Consider the following 16,550-nt stretch of genomic DNA (forward strand, 5'->3'; position numbering starts at 1 on the left):
CTAGAGGCTGCTTGGCTGCACCTCATGGAACACGGCCTTGCTGCCCAGCCGTTTCCGCATGACCTCAATGGCCTGTTCATTCTGGTCCACACAGACAAAGCTGCGGCCAAGCTTCGCTGCCACCGCTCCCAAGGTCCCTGATCCGGCGAAGAAATCGAGGCACCAGTCACCTTCGCGGCTGGAGGCCGAAACGATCCTGCGGACCAGGCCTTCGGGTTTTTGGGTAGGGTAGCCGGTCTTCTCGCGGCCCGTGGGGGAAACGATGGTGTGCCACCAAACGTCGGTGGGCAGCTTGCCGAGCTCGCGCTTGGCGGGGGTCACCAGGCCGGGGGCCATGTACGGTTCGCGGTCCACTTCGGCGTTGTCGAAGTGGTACTTGGCGGGGTTCTTCACGTACACCAGGATGTTGTCGTGCTTGGTAGGCCAACGGTTCTTGGCCCGGGCGCCGTAGTCGTACGCCCAGATGATCTCGTTCAGGAAGCATTCCCTGCCGAAGATGGCGTCAAGCATCACCTTGGCGTAGTGAACCTCGCGGTAGTCCAGGTGCAGGTACAGGGTGCCGTCGTCGGACAGCAGCCGCCAGGCCTCGACCAGTTTGGGTTCCAGGAAGGACCAGTAGTCGCTGAAGGCGTCATCGTAGCTGTGCAGGGCACCCTTGATGGTGTCGTAGGAGCGGCCCTTGAAGCCCACGCGATCGCCGTCGCCATCAGCGTTGCGCACCATGCGGGTTTCCTGGCGGCGCTGAACCCGGCCCGTGTTGAAGGGCGGGTCCACGTAGATGAGTGTGAAGGCGCCGTCCGGCAGCGTAGGGAGGAACTCCGCGTTGTCCGCGTGCACCACCAAATTGCCGCCGTCCGGCGCCCAAACAGTTTCAGTCATTGAGGTTTTTAGGCCTCGGCGCTGCCGGACTGGGCAGCTGCGGTTTCACCGGAAACCACTTCGCCGTTGCGGCGGCGCGTGCGCGTACGACGCGTCCGGGCAGGCTTTTCTGCCCCGTCGGTCGCAGCTGTGCGGCTTTCCGAGGCGCCGGCTGCGGGGGCTGCTTCAGCGTCGGAGGTACGACGGCGGCGCGTACGGTTGCGTCCGCCCTCACCCTTGGATTCGCTTGAGTCACTGGACTCGCCGGAGACACGGTCGTTGTTCCTGGCTTGCCGTCCACGGCCGCTGTCGCGACCGCCGTCGCGCTTGCCGTCACGTCCGCCGTCGCGGCCCGAACGACCGGAGCCGGCGTTCTTCTTGCCGGTCTCGCCGAGGTCTTCAAGGACCTCCGCGTCGACGCCGGCGAGGACACGCTTATTGCGCGGCAAACGGCCCTTGGTGCCCTCCTGGATGTCCAGGTCGGAGTAGAGGTGCGGCGAGGAGGAGTAGGTTTCCACCGGCTCGGGAACGCTGAGCCCCAGGGCCTTGTTGATCAGGCCCCAGCGAGGCATGTCATCCCAGTCGACAAACGTCACTGCGGTGCCCTTGTTGCCTGCGCGGCCGGTACGTCCCACACGGTGCAGGTAGATCTTTTCGTCTTCCACGCACTGGTAGTTGATGACGTGCGTGACGTCATCGACATCGATGCCGCGGGCTGCGACGTCTGTGGCCACCAGGACGTCCACCTTGTTGTTGCGGAAAGCGCGGAGGGCTTGCTCGCGGGCACCTTGGCCGAGGTCGCCGTGGATGGCTGCGGCAGCAAAACCGCGGTCAACCAGTTCCTCGGCAACTTTGGCAGCGGTGCGCTTGGTCTTGGTGAAGATGATGGTCCGGCCGCGTCCGCGGGCCTGGAGGATACGGGCTACGACCTCAGTCTTGTCCATGCTGTGTGCACGGTAGATGAGCTGGCGGATGTCCCGTTTGGTGAGGCCCTCGTCGTTGGGATCAGCGGCGCGGATGTGGGTGGGCTGCGTCATGTAGCGGCGAGCCATCGCGATGACCGGGCCGGGCATCGTCGCTGAGAAGAGCAGCGTCTGCCGGACGGCGGGAGTACCGGCAATCAGCGTCTCTACGTCCGGGAGGAAGCCGAGGTCCAGCATTTCGTCGGCCTCGTCAAGAATGACCATCTTGACGTTCTTCAAGCTCAGGTGCTTCTGCTTGTAGAGATCGATCAACCGGCCAGGGGTGCCGACGACGATTTCGACGCCCTTCTGCAGGGCATCGACCTGGGGCTCGTAGGCACGGCCGCCATAGATCGTGGCGATGCGGGCGTTGCGCTTGCGTGAGGCGGTCTGGAGATCGTTGGCTACCTGCACCGCGAGTTCACGCGTGGGCACGATGACCAAGGCCTGGGGTGCACCCGGAACGGCAAGCTTTTCAAAGCCGGCATCGTCGCGGCCGACTACGCGCTGAAGGGCGGGAATGCCGAAGCCCAACGTCTTGCCGGTACCCGTCTTGGCCTGGCCAATGATGTCGTGGCCGCTCAGGGCCACCGGCAGGGTCATGGCCTGGATGGGGAAGGGGTGGGTAATCCCGGCGTCAGCCAGCGACTCTACAATGTCCGCACGGACGTTGTAGTCCGCGAACGACTTCTCTTCGATCTCGTGGGGCGTCTCATCCGAGGTGATCGTTTCCTCGGGCTCGATGGTTTCAGTTCCGGTGGAGTCCGTCAGGACTTCATGGGTGTGCAATTCACTCACAGGGAGTTTCCTTATTCATTTGGGCATTGGCGCTGCATGCTCAACGGGGGCGGCGGAGCCGTACCGGAGCACGAACGGGCGCGCAAGCAAATCCAGTGGAAGCCGATCGCGGGCTATCTAAGTACTGGCACTGGTGACCAGTTGGTACATCTCAAGATCGCGTAGGGGCGGGCTTGTTGAATTCAAAAAATCTACTGAATCAACGACCGGGCATCCATTACTACAGTTCCAGTCTATCCTCTGGGAGCCATAAAGCCCGGATCGCCCGTCCCAACGCGTTACTGCATCAGTTCGAACCGGATTTCCCGGCTGGCAATATCGGCCTTGACCAAGCGCACGCGAACCTTGGTTCCGGATTCCAGTTCGCCGTCGCAGCGGGCCGTGACGGCGGGTTCTGCGATCTGGACAGTCCCGTAGGGGCCAACGCCGTTGGTTCTGTTGCCGTTACTGCCGTTGGTGTTATTCCCGTTGCCGTTGGCGTTGTTCCCGTTGGCGGGCTTGGAACCTGAAATGACCACGGCATCGAATTCCTGGCCAACGTGGTTTGCTACCAGTGCCGCTTCCACGGTGTCCAGTGCTGCACGCTCAAGCCGCCCCGCCAGTTGGTCCGAGGATGCCATGATCTCGGGCAATGAGGGCAAGGCTTCACGGGCCCAGCCAGGAATGTCCCTGTTGTTGCTCAGTGCCTCGCAGATCACCAGGACGAATCTGTCGATAAGGCGCCGCAATGGTGCTGTTGTGTGGGCGTAGGGAGCTCCAATGGCCGCCTGGATGACGGTGTCAGGGACTTCGCCGTCGAAAGGCGTGTAACCGGCACCCCTGAACAGCATTCCCGCAGAGTGCAGGATGGCCAGTTGCCGGGGGTCGGACGCATCAAGGGTCCGCAAGTACTCGCCGTAGGTGACGTGGCCGTCCCACGGCTTGCCCAAGGCGGTGGTTTGCCGCTTGAAGTGCTGCAGCGAACGTTCGTCCGGGGCGGGCATGGTGCGAAGGATGCCCACTTTTCCTTCGAGCATCAGTTGGGCGGCGGCCATGCCGGTCATCAAGGAGATCTGGGCGTTCCAGTCCTCCACCGGCAAGGAGGGAGCTGCGACGATCCTGTACCCGCCGCCGTCGGTTGCCTGCACTATTTCCTGTTCCGGCATGTTCAGGCTCGCGCCTCCACGCTGCCTTTCCAGTTCAACCCGTTTCAGTCCCACTTCTTTAAGGAGCTGCAACACAGGCGGGGCCGTGTTGTCATCGATTTGCTGTTGGGCGCCCTTGTAGCTCAGTTTGGCCCGGCTGCGGACCGCAGCCCGGGACAGGCCCACGGAAACGACTTCGGCCGTTGCGTTGAGGTCGAAGTCCCACACGAAGGCACCGCAATCCTGGCCGGCCAGCAGGCTGCCGGCATTTTCGCTGATGACCTCCGGGTGCAGGGGAATGCGGCCGTCGGGCGCATAGAACGTCTGTCCGCGGTGCCGGGTCTCGGCATCAAGTGCACCGCCTGGAACCACGAAGGATGGGACATCGGCAATGGCGTAGAGGACCTTGTAGCCTTCTCCGGCGCGATCGATGAACAGGGCCTGGTCCAGGTCAGTGGAGGTCGCGGGATCGATGGTGACAAACGGAATGTCCCGCAAATCCTGCTCCGGCAACCCATGGGTTTCCACGGCCTGCTGTGCCTCGGCCACTGCCTCCGCCGGGTAGACAGAAGGGAGTTCCAACTCCGTCCTTAGGGCCGCAAGTGCTTTAGCAAGCTGGTCCGAGGAGTCGTCTACGTTGGGCGCTATCCGATGATGTGACACGAAAATCAGGGTAGCCCGAAACCAGCGGATAGTCTTCGCCGCCGCACGCAAAAGCCCGTTGCTCCGAGGAGGCAACGGGCTTTTGGCACGGCTGTTGGCCTGGTAGGGGGTTAGCCTGCCGGGGTCAGGGTGAAGCTGGCTGCTTTGTCGCCAACGTCATTATTGATGACCACGGTGGTGGGGCCGTTCTTGATGTCGAAGGCAATGACGCCCTGCTGGATGTCTCCGGCGGCGACCTCACCGGACTTCAGGCCACCCAATTCGCTGCCAAGCAGGATCCGGTCGCCCTTCTTGCCATCAGCGTCGAAGGCTTCGAAATTGGTGAACGTGGCGAAGCTTGATCCGGCGGTTGTCTCCCAGGAAACCTCCACCAGGAGGAACCCTCCATTAAGAGGCTTCATAAAAGCCATTTCGGGAATCTCGGTGGTGTATCCGGAGTCAAGGACTGTAACTTTGACGTCGTTGCCCTTGGAGACGGTGATGTCAAAGGAATTTCCGGCAGTGGCAGCGCCCTGGGACGGGACCGGTGCCTCTTGGGAGGCCGATGCGACGGCGGGGAGGGGCGTGGACTGTCCTTGGACGGCGGCAGCCACCAAGGTCAGGGACAACACTGTGGACAGGATTCCAAGAATCAGGCCGGCGAACCAGACGACGAGCGTGATGATCCACGCCTTCTTCTTATTTTCCGGATAGCCCTGCAGCGGGCGGCCTTCCTTATCCCGTGCGTTGCCGGTCAGTGTGATGATGAGGTCCACGATGGACCAGATGCCGAGCCCACCCGCCGTGAGCAGCTTGGCAATGCCGGTGCCGATCTTGCCCAGGTAGAAACGGTCAACACCGAGGCCACCCAGAAGCAAGGACAGGATCCAGGTGACCATGAAGGACTTTGCCGGAGCACCCGTGCCGGGAACACCGTAAGGGCTGGAGGCCGGATCAGGCTGATAAGTGGATTGCGGCCCGCCCTGGTATTGGCCCTGGTATTGGTTGCCGTAAGCACCGGGTGCGGGCGGAACTGGCGGGGCAGCATTCCCGTTCCCGGGCGCGGGAGGGTAGCTCGGATTGCTCATGGATCATCCTTCGGGGGAGTGGGTGCGAGGGGAGGACACGTGGCCTGCGGGCAGGCCGGACAGTCAACTCACTTCGACTCAGCCTAGTAGGACCACCGCGGGCGGCAGCAAATCTTCGCCAAGGGGCTTGTGGACAGCCTTCCGGGACTACCCGCCGCGCAATGGCCGGCTCAGGCGGCGTCCAAGGCCTCCAGCAGCGACTTCGCGGCCGTCGTCGGATCCGCCGCTTCGGTGATGGCGCGGACCACAACAATCCTGGTGGCTCCGGCAGCCACTACCTGTTCGACGTTGCTGTGATCAATCCCTCCGATGGCAAACCAGGGCAGGTTCACGGCGCCGCCTGTGGTCTCCCCGGCCCGTTTGCCTGCTTCTGCGGCATATGTGACCAAGTCCAATCCCACAGCTGCGCGGCCCGGTTTGGTAGGTGTTGCCCAGAGGGGACCAACACAGAAATAGTCCAGGCCACCCTCGCCCGGCGAGGCTGCGATTGCCGCGTTCACTTGCTCGGGAGAGTGGGTGGACAGGCCGATCGTGACCGGCTGCGGCAGCAATGTCCTGGCCACTCCCAACGGCAGGTCCTTTTGCCCGATATGGAACACGGGAGCCCCGGAAACACTGGCAACATCGGCACGGTCGTTGACGGCCCAGAGCCGTCCGTGGCGTTCGGCAACTCCGCGCAGGACGGCAAGGAGCTCCAACTCTTCGGCAGCTTCCAGGGTTTTGTCGCGCAGCTGGATGATGTCCACCCCACCGGCAAAAGCGGCGTCCACAAAGTCTTCAAAATCGCCTTGCCGTCTCCGGGCATCAGTGCACAGGTACAGGCGGGCGGTGGCGAGGGCGTCAGTCGGGGTCATGGAAACCAGCGTAGTTCCTCTAAACTGGGCACGTACTGCGGGAGCCGCGACGTTCGTTATATGACCGTCCGGCTGAGAGGGCTTCAGCGCCGACCGCTTGACCTGATCCGGCTAGTACCGGCGTAGGGAAGGAAACGAATGGCAGATTCCGGCCATCCCCAACTCCAGGCAGACGTGGCCGTCATCGGCGCAGGCGTGATCGGACTCGGCATTGCCCACCAAGCACGCCGGCTGGGCCGCTCAGTGGTGGTCATCGATCCCGCGCCCGCTACGGGAGCCACGTATGCTGCCGCTGGAATGTTGGCACCGGTAAGCGAGTTGCACTACCAGGAGGAAGACCTTCTGGACCTGATGCTCGAATCGTCCCGCCTGTGGCCCTCCTTTGCCGCAAGCCTGGGTCACGGAGGACGGGACACCGGATACCGCACGACGCCGACGCTGGCCGTAGGTGCCGATGCCGCGGACCGGAAGGCGCTGGCAGATCTGCGTACGGTCCAGCTTGCTGCCGGTCTTGGGGTTGAGCCCCTGACCTTGCGCGAGGCCCGCGAACGCGAGCCACTCCTGAGCCCGCAAATTTCCTGTGCCTTCGACATTCCCGCAGATCACCAGGTGGATCCCCGAAAGCTGGCCTCATGCCTCATCGCAGGGTTGGCAGACCACGCAGCCGGCGACTCCACCTGGGTCCAGGGCGCCGGGAACGGGTTTGCCGTTGCGGCCAAGGCGACACGATTGCTCTGGCAATCCGGTCGTGTCACGGGAGCCGAACTTGAGTCCGGGGCCACAGTCCTGGCCAAAGAAACCGTAGTGGCCAACGGACTGGGGTCATCTGAGCTTGAGGGCCTTCCGGACGGGCTGACCCTCCCTGTGCGGCCGGTATACGGCGACATCCTCAGGCTCCGGGTGCCCGGACACCTGCGCCCCCTGCTCAGTTCCACTGTCCGGGGGATGGTCCGCGGAGTACCCGTTTACATCGTGCCCCGCGACGACGGCACCGTGGTCATCGGTGCTACCCAGCGGGAGGACGGGCTCTCAGCATCCTCCAATGCCGTCTCCGCAGGTGGCGTCTACCAGTTGCTGCGGGACGCCCAGGTGCTGGTTCCCGCAGTGGCCGAACTCGAACTGCTCGAAGCAACAGCCCGGGCCCGCCCCGGAACGCCGGACAACGCCCCGTTGCTGGGACGCGCGGCCGGCCCCACCGGGGACGTTGAAGGTCTGGTGGTCGCTACGGGCTTCTTCCGGCACGGTGTCCTCCTGACACCGGTAGCCGCAAAAATCGTGGGCGGGTTGTTCAACGGTTCATCAGACCCCAGGTGGGACCCCTTCCGCCCCGCCCGTTTCAGTGCAACCCGGGGTCACTTGTGGCCCTTTGAAGCCTCCGCAGTGGGCCATAAGTGACACTGCGTTGCCTTAATCCCGAGAACAAGGAAGCAGCATGAACATCAAACTCAACGGTTCCGATCACGCCGTGCCGGAGGACGCGTCCGTCAGCACCTTGGTCACCGCTGTCACCGGCCGCGCCCTGGACCACAGCGGACAGGCGGCCGACGGCGGCAAGCTGGGTATCGCCGTCGCCCGCAATTCCGAGGTGGTACCGCGCAGTCAATGGGCCGCGACGGCGCTCGCCGACGGAGACGAACTCGAACTTCTAACAGCAGTCCAAGGAGGCTGAACCATGACTACGACAAATACTGAGGTCCGTACCGACGCCCTGGTGATCGACGGCGTCGGGTTCGGCTCCCGCCTGATCATGGGCACAGGGGGTGCCCCCAGCCTGGACGGCCTTGGTGCCGCGCTGCTCGCATCCGGAACCGAGCTCACCACCGTGGCCATGCGCCGCTACTCCCCGGCGGAAACGGGATCGCTCTTCCAGCTCCTGGTGGACCACGGGATCCGTGTCCTGCCCAACACCGCCGGCTGCTTCACGGCCAAAGACGCGGTGATGACTGCTGAATTGGCGCGTGAGGCGCTGGAGACTGACTGGGTGAAGCTGGAGGTCATCGCTGACGAACACACGCTTCTCCCCGATGCCGTGGAACTGGTCGAGGCAACGGAACAACTGGTCAACCGGGGATTCAAAGTCTTCGCCTACACCAACGACGACCCCGTCCTGGCCCTGCGCCTCGAAAATCTGGGAGCTGCCGCTGTGATGCCCCTGGGCTCGCCCATCGGAACCGGACTGGGCATCCTGAACCCGCACAACATTGAACTCATCGTCTCCCGGGCCACGGTCCCAGTGGTGCTCGACGCAGGAATTGGGACTGCCTCCGATGCTGCCCTTGCCATGGAACTGGGGTGCGACGCCGTGCTGCTGGCCACCGCGGTCACCCGGGCGCAGAACCCGGTGCAGATGGGCGAGGCCTTCAAACATGCTGTGATCGCGGGCCGGCTGGCCAGGCTGGCGGGCAGGATTCCCCGGCGTGAGCACGCTTTGGCGTCCTCGGCCATGGAGGGCCGGGCGGAGTTCCTCTAACGGTGACTGCTTAAACAACAGTGAAGGATTAAACAACAGTGACCGGCGCCCCAGGGCGTCGGTCACTGTTGTTTGTTCTTGCGGCTGCTAGAGCCTGAGCGCCTTGGTCAGGGCAGCGGTATCGTGCTGCGTGCGGACCCGGCCCAGGTAGACCACAACGCCTGCAGCTGCGGCTGTTCCCAGAACGATGGGCAGCACCCACGGAATCCAGGTGGCCCCGGGCTGATAGCCCAGTCCGGCGCTGATGAACGCAATCCAGCTCAAGGTGCCCACAGTCGCCGAAACTCCGGCAGGCAAAGCGACACCGTATTTGCCGTGCCTTTTGTCGTTGGCCCACACGATGAATCCGGTGGCAACGGTGGCCAGGACCACAACGACGAGTGAAAGCATGAAGACTCCTTAGCGGACTGCGTTGGTTTGGGCCGGTGCCCTAGAGGGCGCCGAAACCGACGCGGCGGACTTCCTCGGCGCCGATCTCCACATAGCCAAGGACGCTGCCGGGAACAATGATCTGGCGGCCCTTTTCGTCGGTCAGGCGCAGTTCCGAGCCCTTGGACACGGCCTCTGCCACGATCTTGGCCACGGCGTCTGCATCCAAAGCGGATTCGAGCACGATTTCACGGCCAACGTTCTGAATGCCGATCTTTACTTCCACAGCAAGGCCTCCAAGCCAATCAAGTTGTAAGTCTGTCCTCTATTTGTAGCCTAGGACTCTTTGGGGAATCGACTGATTCCGCGCCAAGCTAAACGATAGATCAGATCACTGGCCACATCGAGGTCAAGGTTTCCGTCTGTTTCAAGCCAGTAGCGGGCGCTGACCTGCGCCATTCCGGCCAGGCCGCGGCCCAGGAGCTGGGCCTCCAAAGGAGGCAGCTTGGTGTCCTCGGCAATGACGTGGGCCACTGCATCAGCGAACGTCTTGTTGAAAGTCTCCAAGCGGGAACTGACGTCGGGATCGTTGATGAGGTCCGACTCGAAGACCAGCCGGTGGGCCTGGTCGTCATCGGCGATGAACCGGTAATAGGCGCGCATGACGGCCTTCACGCGCTCTTTGTTGTCCGAAGTGGAGTTCAAGGCGCTGAGCATCAGCTCTGTCAGCGTGGCCAGGTGGCTGTCCAAAAGGGCCATATAGAGCTCGCGCTTGGACGGAAAGTGCTGGTAAAGCACCGGCTTGCTGACGTGGGCGGCTTCAGCGATTTCGTCCATGGCCGCACCGTGGAAACCGTTGGAGACAAAGACTTCAAGTGCGGCATTCAACAACTGTGCGCGGCGCTCGTCGCGCGGCAATCTTGGTGAACGGGTTGAAACAGCCCGTTCCTGCTTGGCCGGTACCCCGTCGTGTGCCCTTGTGCCGTCAGCCACAGTCTGCCGCCTTTCCTTTGCAGTTATGACCACTCTACCGGTGGGTAATATGACCGGGCGGCATCGGCGGGCATACATTGGGGTATGGCCTCAATTGTTGCTGCCCGCCCTGCTGCGCCCGCTGTCCTGCCGCCCTTGGTTGAACCTGCCGCCGAACTCACGCCGGCCGAGGTGGAGCGATACTCCCGGCATCTCATCATTCCCGAAATCGGCGCCCTGGGCCAACGCAGGCTCAAGAATGCGAAGGTCCTGGTCATAGGCGCCGGCGGATTGGGTTCTCCGGCGCTGCTGTATCTGGCGGCGGCAGGCGTTGGCACCCTCGGAATCGTGGACGACGACGTGGTGGATCTCACCAATTTGCAGCGCCAGGTCATTCACGGCGTCAAGGACGTGGGAATCCCCAAAATCGAATCCGCCCGTGACGCAATCGCCGGGCTCAACCCCTTGGTCAACGTGGTCCTGCATAACATCCGGCTGGACTCATCCAACGCCCTGGAGCTGTTTGCCCAGTACGACCTCATCCTGGACGGCGCAGACAACTTTGCCACCCGGTACCTCGTCAACGACGCCGCGTCCATCCTCGGGAAGCCTTACGTCTGGGGGTCCATCTTCCGGTTCGACGGCCAGGTCAGCGTCTTTTGGGCCGAGCATGGTCCGACGTACAGGGACCTCTATCCTGAAGCTCCTCCTGCCGGGTCGGTACCGTCCTGCGGCGAGGGCGGAGTCTTCGGGATGTTGTGCGCAGCGGTGGGGTCGCTGATGGTGACCGAAGCCGTGAAGCTGATCACCGGCGTCGGGCGTTCATTGCTGGGCCGGGTGGCCCTTTTTGACGCGCTGGGCGGCAGCTGGCGCGAAATCAAGGTCTCCAAGGACCCGGAAGCCGAACCCATCACGGAACTGACTGACTACGAGGCCTTTTGCGGTGTGACGCCACCGGCGGCAACCGACCAGGACCATACTGTTTCGGCCAAGGACCTCTCGCGGATGCTGGCAGAGCGCCAGGCGGGGGAGAGGGATTTCGATCTCGTGGACGTGCGCGAGTCCGGCGAGCACAGCATCGTCAGCATCGATGGCTCTGTCCTCATCCCGCAAGGCCGCATCCTCTCAGGTGAAGCGTGGGCGGACTTGCCCCAGGACAAGGACATTGTTTTCCACTGCAAGGCCGGGACACGCTCGGCCGCTGTGCTGGAGGCGGCGCAAAAGGCCGGGTATACCCGCGTCAGCCATCTCGACGGCGGAATCCTCGCCTGGGTGCGGGACGTCGAGCCGGGCAAGCCAGTGTACTGATCGTTGCCCGTTCCCGGCGGATCTGCGAAGCTCAACCATGAGCGAAGAATGGACAGAAACCCCGCAGCACCCCATCGACTCCGGATTCGGGCACGGTTCAACAGCCGCAGATGTCATTGAAGGCATTGACCTGACCGGCAAGAGCGCAATTGTCACAGGCGGATACTCGGGCCTCGGTTTGGAGACTGTGCGTGCCTTGGTCTCCGCCGGTGCGGAAGTCACTGTCCCTGCCCGCCGGCCTGAACACGCCAGGGGTGTCCTGCAGGAAGCGGGCCTCACCGATGTTGGCGTGGAGCACCTGGACCTGGCAGACCAGTCCAGCGTCAAGGAATTTGCCGCACGGTTCCTCGCCGGCCATGACACGTTGGACATCCTCATCAACAACGCTGCCATCATGGCCAGTCCGGAAGAACGCGTGGGTCCTGGCTGGGAAGCGCAGTTCGCTACCAACCATTTGGGTCATTACACCCTGGTGAATGAACTGTGGCCGGCCCTGGCAGCGTCCGGTTCGGCCCGCGTCGTCTCCTTGTCCTCCACAGGACACAAGCTCTCACCAATCCGTTTTGAGGACATCAACTTTTCCGCCGGGTATGAAAAGTGGCAGGCCTATGGCCAGGCCAAAACCGCAAACGCCCTCTTCGCGGTGGAATTGGACCGCCGCGGACAGAGCTCCGGCGTGCGGGCTTTCGCCGTGCATCCAGGGGGCATCATGACAGAATTGCAGCGCCATTTGCCCAAGGAAGAAATGGTGGCCGCAGGGTGGATGGATGCCGAAGGAAACCTGCGGGAAGGGTTCAAGTCACCGGAGCAGGGCGCAGCGACCTCCGTATGGGCAGCGACTTCCCCTGCGCTGGCAGGCAAGGGAGGTGTCTACTGTGAGGATTGCGATATCGCCAGGCCCACCGACAAGAATTCACCGCTGGCCCGCTACCAGGGAGTTGACGCTCACGCGGTGGACAGGGCAGAGGCGACAAAACTATGGAATCTGTCGGCGGAACTGACTGGCGTGAATGCCTTCGGATAAGGGGGAGTTTCAGGCGCTTTCGGAGCGCAGCTGCTGGTGGTCCACGGGGCATTCTGCGGCCGGAGCGGCAGCCTGTGGTTGTTCCACCTGGATCCCGTACAGGGCCTCGAGGGCTGCAACGTAATCGTCCTGCTGACCGTTGGCGGCAAGTTCACGCGCCCGGACGGTGGGGATGTGCAGCAGCTGCTTGACCATGCGGCGCAGCGCGAACTCCACTTCCTCGGCGGCGGCAGTGCAGCCATGCCGGGCGCGGACCTTTTCCATTTCGGCGTCCAGGACGTTCATGGTGTGGCGGCGAAGCGCCACGATTGCCGTGTCCACGGAGCGGGCTTCGCGTTCAGACTCGAAGGATGCCGCAGCGCCGGTGACGATTGCGCTTGCCTGGGTCAGGGACTCTGCCTGTTCCTGCGGTGCAGCGAGCCGTACGGACTCCAGCGTCAGGAGTTCGACGCCGTCGAGTTCGCCCACCGCGGGATCGAAGTCGTGGGTGAGGGCGAGGTCAATGGCAATCAAAGGTTTACCGGAGTGGGCCCGGACGCGCGCAAGTTCTTCAGCTTCCACGCGGTTGTCCGATCCGCTGCAGCCGATCATGACGTCCGCTGCGGCAACAGCGGCGGGAAGAGTCCCGGCGTCGAGCGCTGTTCCCCCGCGGGTGGCTACGAAAGCTTCCGCGCGGCCGGACGAAGAGTAGACGGAAACATCGGTGCAGCCGCGTTCACGCAAGAGCGACATGGTAGCGCCGGCGTAGGCTCCTGTTCCGAAGACCACCACTTTCTTGGCGGACCAATCGTCGTTCTCAGCGAGGTCGGTGGCAAGGTCCAGCGCGACGGATACGATCGAGAGCCCGCGGGAGCCGAGCGCGGTTTGCGCACCGACGTCCTTGGCCGTCTTGGACGCCGCCTGGAAGAGGCGCACCAGGCCGGAGCTTGCGGTGCCTTCCTGCTGGGCGGTGATCAATGCCCGGCGGACCTGGCCGGCGATCTCGCGTTCACCCACGACGGCGGAATCCAGGCCGGCGCTGACGGCGAAGAGATGCCGGGTGACATCCGAACCGGTGTTCGTGGCGAAAGAGCGGGAGACAAGTTGCTCGTTGAGGCCGCTGAGTTCGCTGATCTGCGAAACTAGGGCCGAACGGGCAGCTTCAAGGTCAGCGCCGTTGGCTGTTTCGCCATAGATTTCGTAGCGGTTGCACGTGGCCAGGACCACGGCGCCGGAAACCACGGAGGAGTCCGTCAGGGCTGCCGAGGCAAGCTCAGAGGAACCGTTGCTCAACTGAGCGACGGTTTCGAGGTCGATGTCGGCGTGTGTAGCCACCAATGAGAAAAGAACCACAGCACCCCAATCATAGCTTTTTCGTAGCCCGGTAGAACAATATGGCACCGTGGCGATCCACACGCACCGGCGTGATCACCGCCACAGCGGCCTGTGCGGAGCCTTGCATGACAGCTTGTCGTTATCTTTTGCCCCGGATTTTGGGCACAATCGAAGGCATGACTTCTAGCTCGGCAGCATCCCAGAGTACGGCCTCCAACGCCCCGGCGGGAACCCTCGGCGCCAACCACCCGCTGAAGGACGGCCGCACCTCGGATTCTCCGTTGATCACGGCCTACCGTGGCGGCACACCGACCCGCAGGCCCGTATGGTTCATGCGCCAGGCGGGCCGCTCACTTCCGGAGTACATGAAGGTGCGCGAGGGCGTGGCCATGCTCGACTCCTGCCTGCGCCCGGAGCTTGCATCCGAAATCACCCTCCAACCGGTTCGCCGCCACGACGTGGATGCGGCCATCTTCTTCTCCGACATTGTGATTCCGCTGAAGCTGGCCGGTGTCGGCGTGGACATTGTCCCCGGCGTCGGGCCGGTCCTGGATAAGCCGGTACGCACGGCCGCCGACGTCGCAGCCCTGCCCACGCTGACGTGGGAGGCGCTCGAACCCATCCGTGAGGCCGCCCGGCTTACTGTCGCCGAACTCGGCAAGACACCACTGATCGGCTTCGCCGGTGCCCCCTTCACCCTTGCCGCCTACATGGTGGAAGGCAGGCCGTCCCGGGACCACCTTGGCCCCCGGACCATGATGCACGCCGATCCTGAAACCTGGGCGGCGCTGGCCAATTGGGCCGCCGACACCTCAGGGATGTTCCTGCAAGCCCAGCTCGAAGCCGGCGCTTCGGCTGCGCAGCTCTTTGACTCGTGGGCCGGTTCCCTGGGCCTGGCCGACTACCGGAAGTACGTGGCTCCGGCCTCGGCACGGGCACTGGACCACGTCCGCGGCCTGGGTGCTCCCTTGATCCATTTCGGTACCGGCACCTCCGAGCTCCTGGTCGCCATGCGCGATGTCGGTGTTGACGTGGTGGGAGTCGATTACCGGCTGCCCCTGGATGAGGCCAACCGCCGGCTCGGCGGCACCGTGCCGCTGCAAGGCAACATCGATCCCGCACTTCTCTCCGCTCCGTGGGAGGTTCTTGAAGCCCACGTCCGCGAGGTCATTGCGGCCGGGGCCCATGCGCCGGGCCATGTGCTGAACCTTGGCCACGGCGTGCCTCCGGAAACGGACCCCACCGTCCTGACCCGCGTGGTGGAACTCATCCACTCCATTCCTTCGGAGTAAGGCCAATGCGCGGGGGGCACCCTACGCCCGGAATGGCATCGGACGCACCGGCAGCCCTTGTGGTGGGCGGTGGCATTTCGGGACTGATCGCGGCCCGGGAGCTTGCCATGTCGGGCTTTGCCGTCACCGTCCTTGAGGCCGGCCCCGCCTGGGGTGGCTGCGTGGGAAGCCATGTTGTGGCCGGGCTGAAGCTGGACAGTGGCGCGGAATCCTTCGCCACCCGTTCCCCGGCTGTTGCAGGCCTGGCCCGCGAGCTTGGCCTGGCGGACATGATCGTGGCCCCGCACCCTGGAGGTGCGTGGGTCCAACTGCCCGATGGGCCGCAGGAACTACCCAAGACCGGAGTCCTGGGCATTCCGGCCAATCCCTTGGATCCGGAAGTCCGCCGCTCCCTGGGCCTGGCGGGAGCGGTGCGGGCTGCGCTTGACCGTTGGCTCCCTGCCTCTGTTGGCACCTCCTCGGAGGTCACCAGTGTTTCTGCTCTGGTTCGGAAACGCATGGGCAAAAGGGTTCTTGAGCGGCTGGTATCCCCGGTGGTTGGAGGTGTCCACTCGGCCGATCCCGGTCTCCTGGACGTCGACATGGTTGCACCCGGCCTGAGGGCAGGGATCCGGAAGCATGGCTCGCTGGCTGCCGCCGTTTCGGCGCAGCGCAAGGCCGCTGCCGGATCCGTTTCCGGCCCTGCCAAGGCGGGGTCCGCCGTCGCGGGCTTGAAGGGCGGCATGAACACCCTGGTGGCTGCACTCGTGGAAGACCTGCGCGTGCGCGGCGTCGCGTTGTTGACCGGTCGGCGCGCTGACGTTGTGGCGAAGACCCAGGATGGATGGCAGGTAACGGCCGGCGGTTCCACTTACGACGCCGGCCGGCTGGTGGTGGCGCTCGACGGCCCTTCTGCCGTTGGGCTTCTGGAGCCGTCCATGCCGGAGCTGTCCGCGTTGCGGCCTGCCCCCGGACCTTTGGTGAGCCTGGTGACGATGGTGGTGGACCTGCCTGAGCTTGATGGCAGGCCGCGCGGTACGGGCATCCTGGTGGCGCCGCAGACTCCCGGCATTAAAGCGAAGGCGCTGACCCATGCAACCGCCAAATGGGACTGGTTGGCCGGCGAGGCCGGTCCGGGGACCCACGTGCTGCGGCTCTCCTATGGCCGGCGTGAAGAAGCCGGTGGGGGAGCAGACATCGTCATGGATGACGAATCGCTCCTGGCTGCGGCCTTGGAGGACGCCTCTGCCCTCTTGACGGTGCCGGTTGTACGTGCCGACATTGTGGACTGGGACGTGGTGCGATGGGCTGGTGCTTTGCCCTTCGCCGCCGTCGGTCATAAACAGCGCGTCGGGCAGGTGCGCGCGATCTGCGCTGCTGTGGATGGCTTGACGGTAGTTGGGGGCTGGTTGGCGGGCAATGGCCTGGCAGCGGTGGTGGCCGATACGAGGTCCCAAGTGGCTGCCACAACCTCCCGCGAGCCCACTGGTATGTGA

Annotated in this window: 16 protein-coding genes and 1 riboswitch; of the genes, 7 read left to right on the forward strand and 9 right to left on the reverse strand. The window is 63.9% G+C overall.

From position 1 onward, the window contains the following. From BLQ01_RS02925 to thiE, 5 genes are all read right to left on the reverse strand, one after another. The gene (locus BLQ01_RS02925) at positions 1-879 is read right to left on the reverse strand and encodes a DNA-methyltransferase (RefSeq protein WP_026539979.1); all 879 of its coding nucleotides are present in this window, start codon (positions 877-879) and stop codon (positions 1-3) included. Between the two features lie 8 nt (positions 880-887). Next, positions 888-2,618 (reverse strand): DEAD/DEAH box helicase, encoded by a 1,731-nt coding sequence (locus BLQ01_RS02930; RefSeq protein WP_091550057.1) that lies wholly within the window; start codon positions 2,616-2,618, stop codon positions 888-890. A 278-nt stretch (positions 2,619-2,896) separates the two neighbouring features. Next, positions 2,897-4,405 carry an RNB domain-containing ribonuclease gene (locus tag BLQ01_RS02935; RefSeq protein ID WP_091550059.1) on the reverse strand — a complete coding sequence of 503 codons (1,509 nt, stop codon included), beginning with the start codon at positions 4,403-4,405 and terminating at the stop codon, positions 2,897-2,899. Positions 4,406-4,515: 110 nt separating this feature from the next. Beyond that, entirely contained in the window at positions 4,516-5,472 is a 957-nt protein-coding gene (locus BLQ01_RS02940) for a TM2 domain-containing protein (RefSeq protein WP_091550061.1), read from the reverse strand. 170 nt (positions 5,473-5,642) lie between these two features. Next, positions 5,643-6,326, reverse strand: a complete 684-nt coding sequence (thiE, locus tag BLQ01_RS02945) for a thiamine phosphate synthase (RefSeq protein ID WP_091550062.1) — start codon at positions 6,324-6,326, stop codon at positions 5,643-5,645. Positions 6,327-6,353: 27 nt separating this feature from the next. Beyond that, positions 6,354-6,472: riboswitch (TPP riboswitch) on the forward strand. Here thiE and thiO point away from each other — a divergent pair. The 3 genes from thiO (at position 6,465) to BLQ01_RS02960 (ending at position 8,796) form a co-directional block, all read left to right on the forward strand. Then, complete coding sequence (gene thiO / locus BLQ01_RS02950) at positions 6,465-7,721, forward strand: glycine oxidase ThiO (RefSeq protein WP_091550064.1); 1,257 nt, start codon at positions 6,465-6,467, stop codon at positions 7,719-7,721. (Overlaps the previous riboswitch by 8 nt.) 37 nt (positions 7,722-7,758) lie before the next feature. Next, complete coding sequence (gene thiS / locus BLQ01_RS02955; protein ID WP_091550066.1) at positions 7,759-7,995, forward strand: sulfur carrier protein ThiS; 237 nt, start codon at positions 7,759-7,761, stop codon at positions 7,993-7,995. A gap of 3 nt (positions 7,996-7,998) precedes the next feature. Further along, a complete protein-coding gene (locus tag BLQ01_RS02960; protein WP_091550067.1) occupies positions 7,999-8,796 on the forward strand; it encodes a thiazole synthase in 798 nt (265 codons plus the stop codon). A gap of 87 nt (positions 8,797-8,883) precedes the next feature. Here BLQ01_RS02960 and BLQ01_RS02965 read toward each other — a convergent pair whose 3' ends face one another. From BLQ01_RS02965 to BLQ01_RS02975, 3 genes are read right to left on the reverse strand one after another with little or no spacing between them, the layout of a single operon-like run. Further along, positions 8,884-9,186: a hypothetical protein gene (locus BLQ01_RS02965; protein ID WP_026539986.1), complete on the reverse strand. Its 303-nt coding sequence runs from the start codon at positions 9,184-9,186 to the stop codon at positions 8,884-8,886. A gap of 40 nt (positions 9,187-9,226) precedes the next feature. Beyond that, positions 9,227-9,451: a DUF3107 domain-containing protein gene (locus tag BLQ01_RS02970; RefSeq protein ID WP_026539987.1), complete on the reverse strand. Its 225-nt coding sequence runs from the start codon at positions 9,449-9,451 to the stop codon at positions 9,227-9,229. Positions 9,452-9,501: 50 nt separating this feature from the next. Further along, positions 9,502-10,236, reverse strand: coding sequence for a TetR/AcrR family transcriptional regulator (locus BLQ01_RS02975; protein ID WP_026539988.1), 735 nt, complete (start codon positions 10,234-10,236; stop codon positions 9,502-9,504). A gap of 6 nt (positions 10,237-10,242) precedes the next feature. Here BLQ01_RS02975 and moeB point away from each other — a divergent pair, with 6 nt between their 5' ends. Together moeB and BLQ01_RS02985 are read left to right on the forward strand one after the other, a co-directional pair. Continuing rightward, positions 10,243-11,445: a molybdopterin-synthase adenylyltransferase MoeB gene (moeB, locus tag BLQ01_RS02980; protein WP_026539989.1), complete on the forward strand. Its 1,203-nt coding sequence runs from the start codon at positions 10,243-10,245 to the stop codon at positions 11,443-11,445. Positions 11,446-11,482: 37 nt separating this feature from the next. After that, the gene (locus BLQ01_RS02985) at positions 11,483-12,469 is read left to right on the forward strand and encodes an SDR family NAD(P)-dependent oxidoreductase (RefSeq protein ID WP_091550068.1); all 987 of its coding nucleotides are present in this window, start codon (positions 11,483-11,485) and stop codon (positions 12,467-12,469) included. Between the two features lie 9 nt (positions 12,470-12,478). Here the strand turns inward: BLQ01_RS02985 and BLQ01_RS02990 are convergent, their stop codons facing one another. Then, positions 12,479-13,801: a glutamyl-tRNA reductase gene (locus BLQ01_RS02990; protein ID WP_026539991.1), complete on the reverse strand. Its 1,323-nt coding sequence runs from the start codon at positions 13,799-13,801 to the stop codon at positions 12,479-12,481. Positions 13,802-13,959: 158 nt separating this feature from the next. Here BLQ01_RS02990 and hemE point away from each other — a divergent pair, with 158 nt between their 5' ends. After that, positions 13,960-15,075: a uroporphyrinogen decarboxylase gene (gene hemE / locus BLQ01_RS02995; protein ID WP_091550359.1), complete on the forward strand. Its 1,116-nt coding sequence runs from the start codon at positions 13,960-13,962 to the stop codon at positions 15,073-15,075. A 32-nt stretch (positions 15,076-15,107) separates the two neighbouring features. After that, positions 15,108-16,550, forward strand: a complete 1,443-nt coding sequence (hemG, locus tag BLQ01_RS03000) for a protoporphyrinogen oxidase (protein WP_091550070.1) — start codon at positions 15,108-15,110, stop codon at positions 16,548-16,550.

This window comes from Arthrobacter sp. UNCCL28 (assembly GCF_900102805.1).
In the GTDB taxonomy this organism is placed as follows: Bacteria; Actinomycetota; Actinomycetes; order Actinomycetales; family Micrococcaceae; genus Arthrobacter; species Arthrobacter nicotinovorans_A.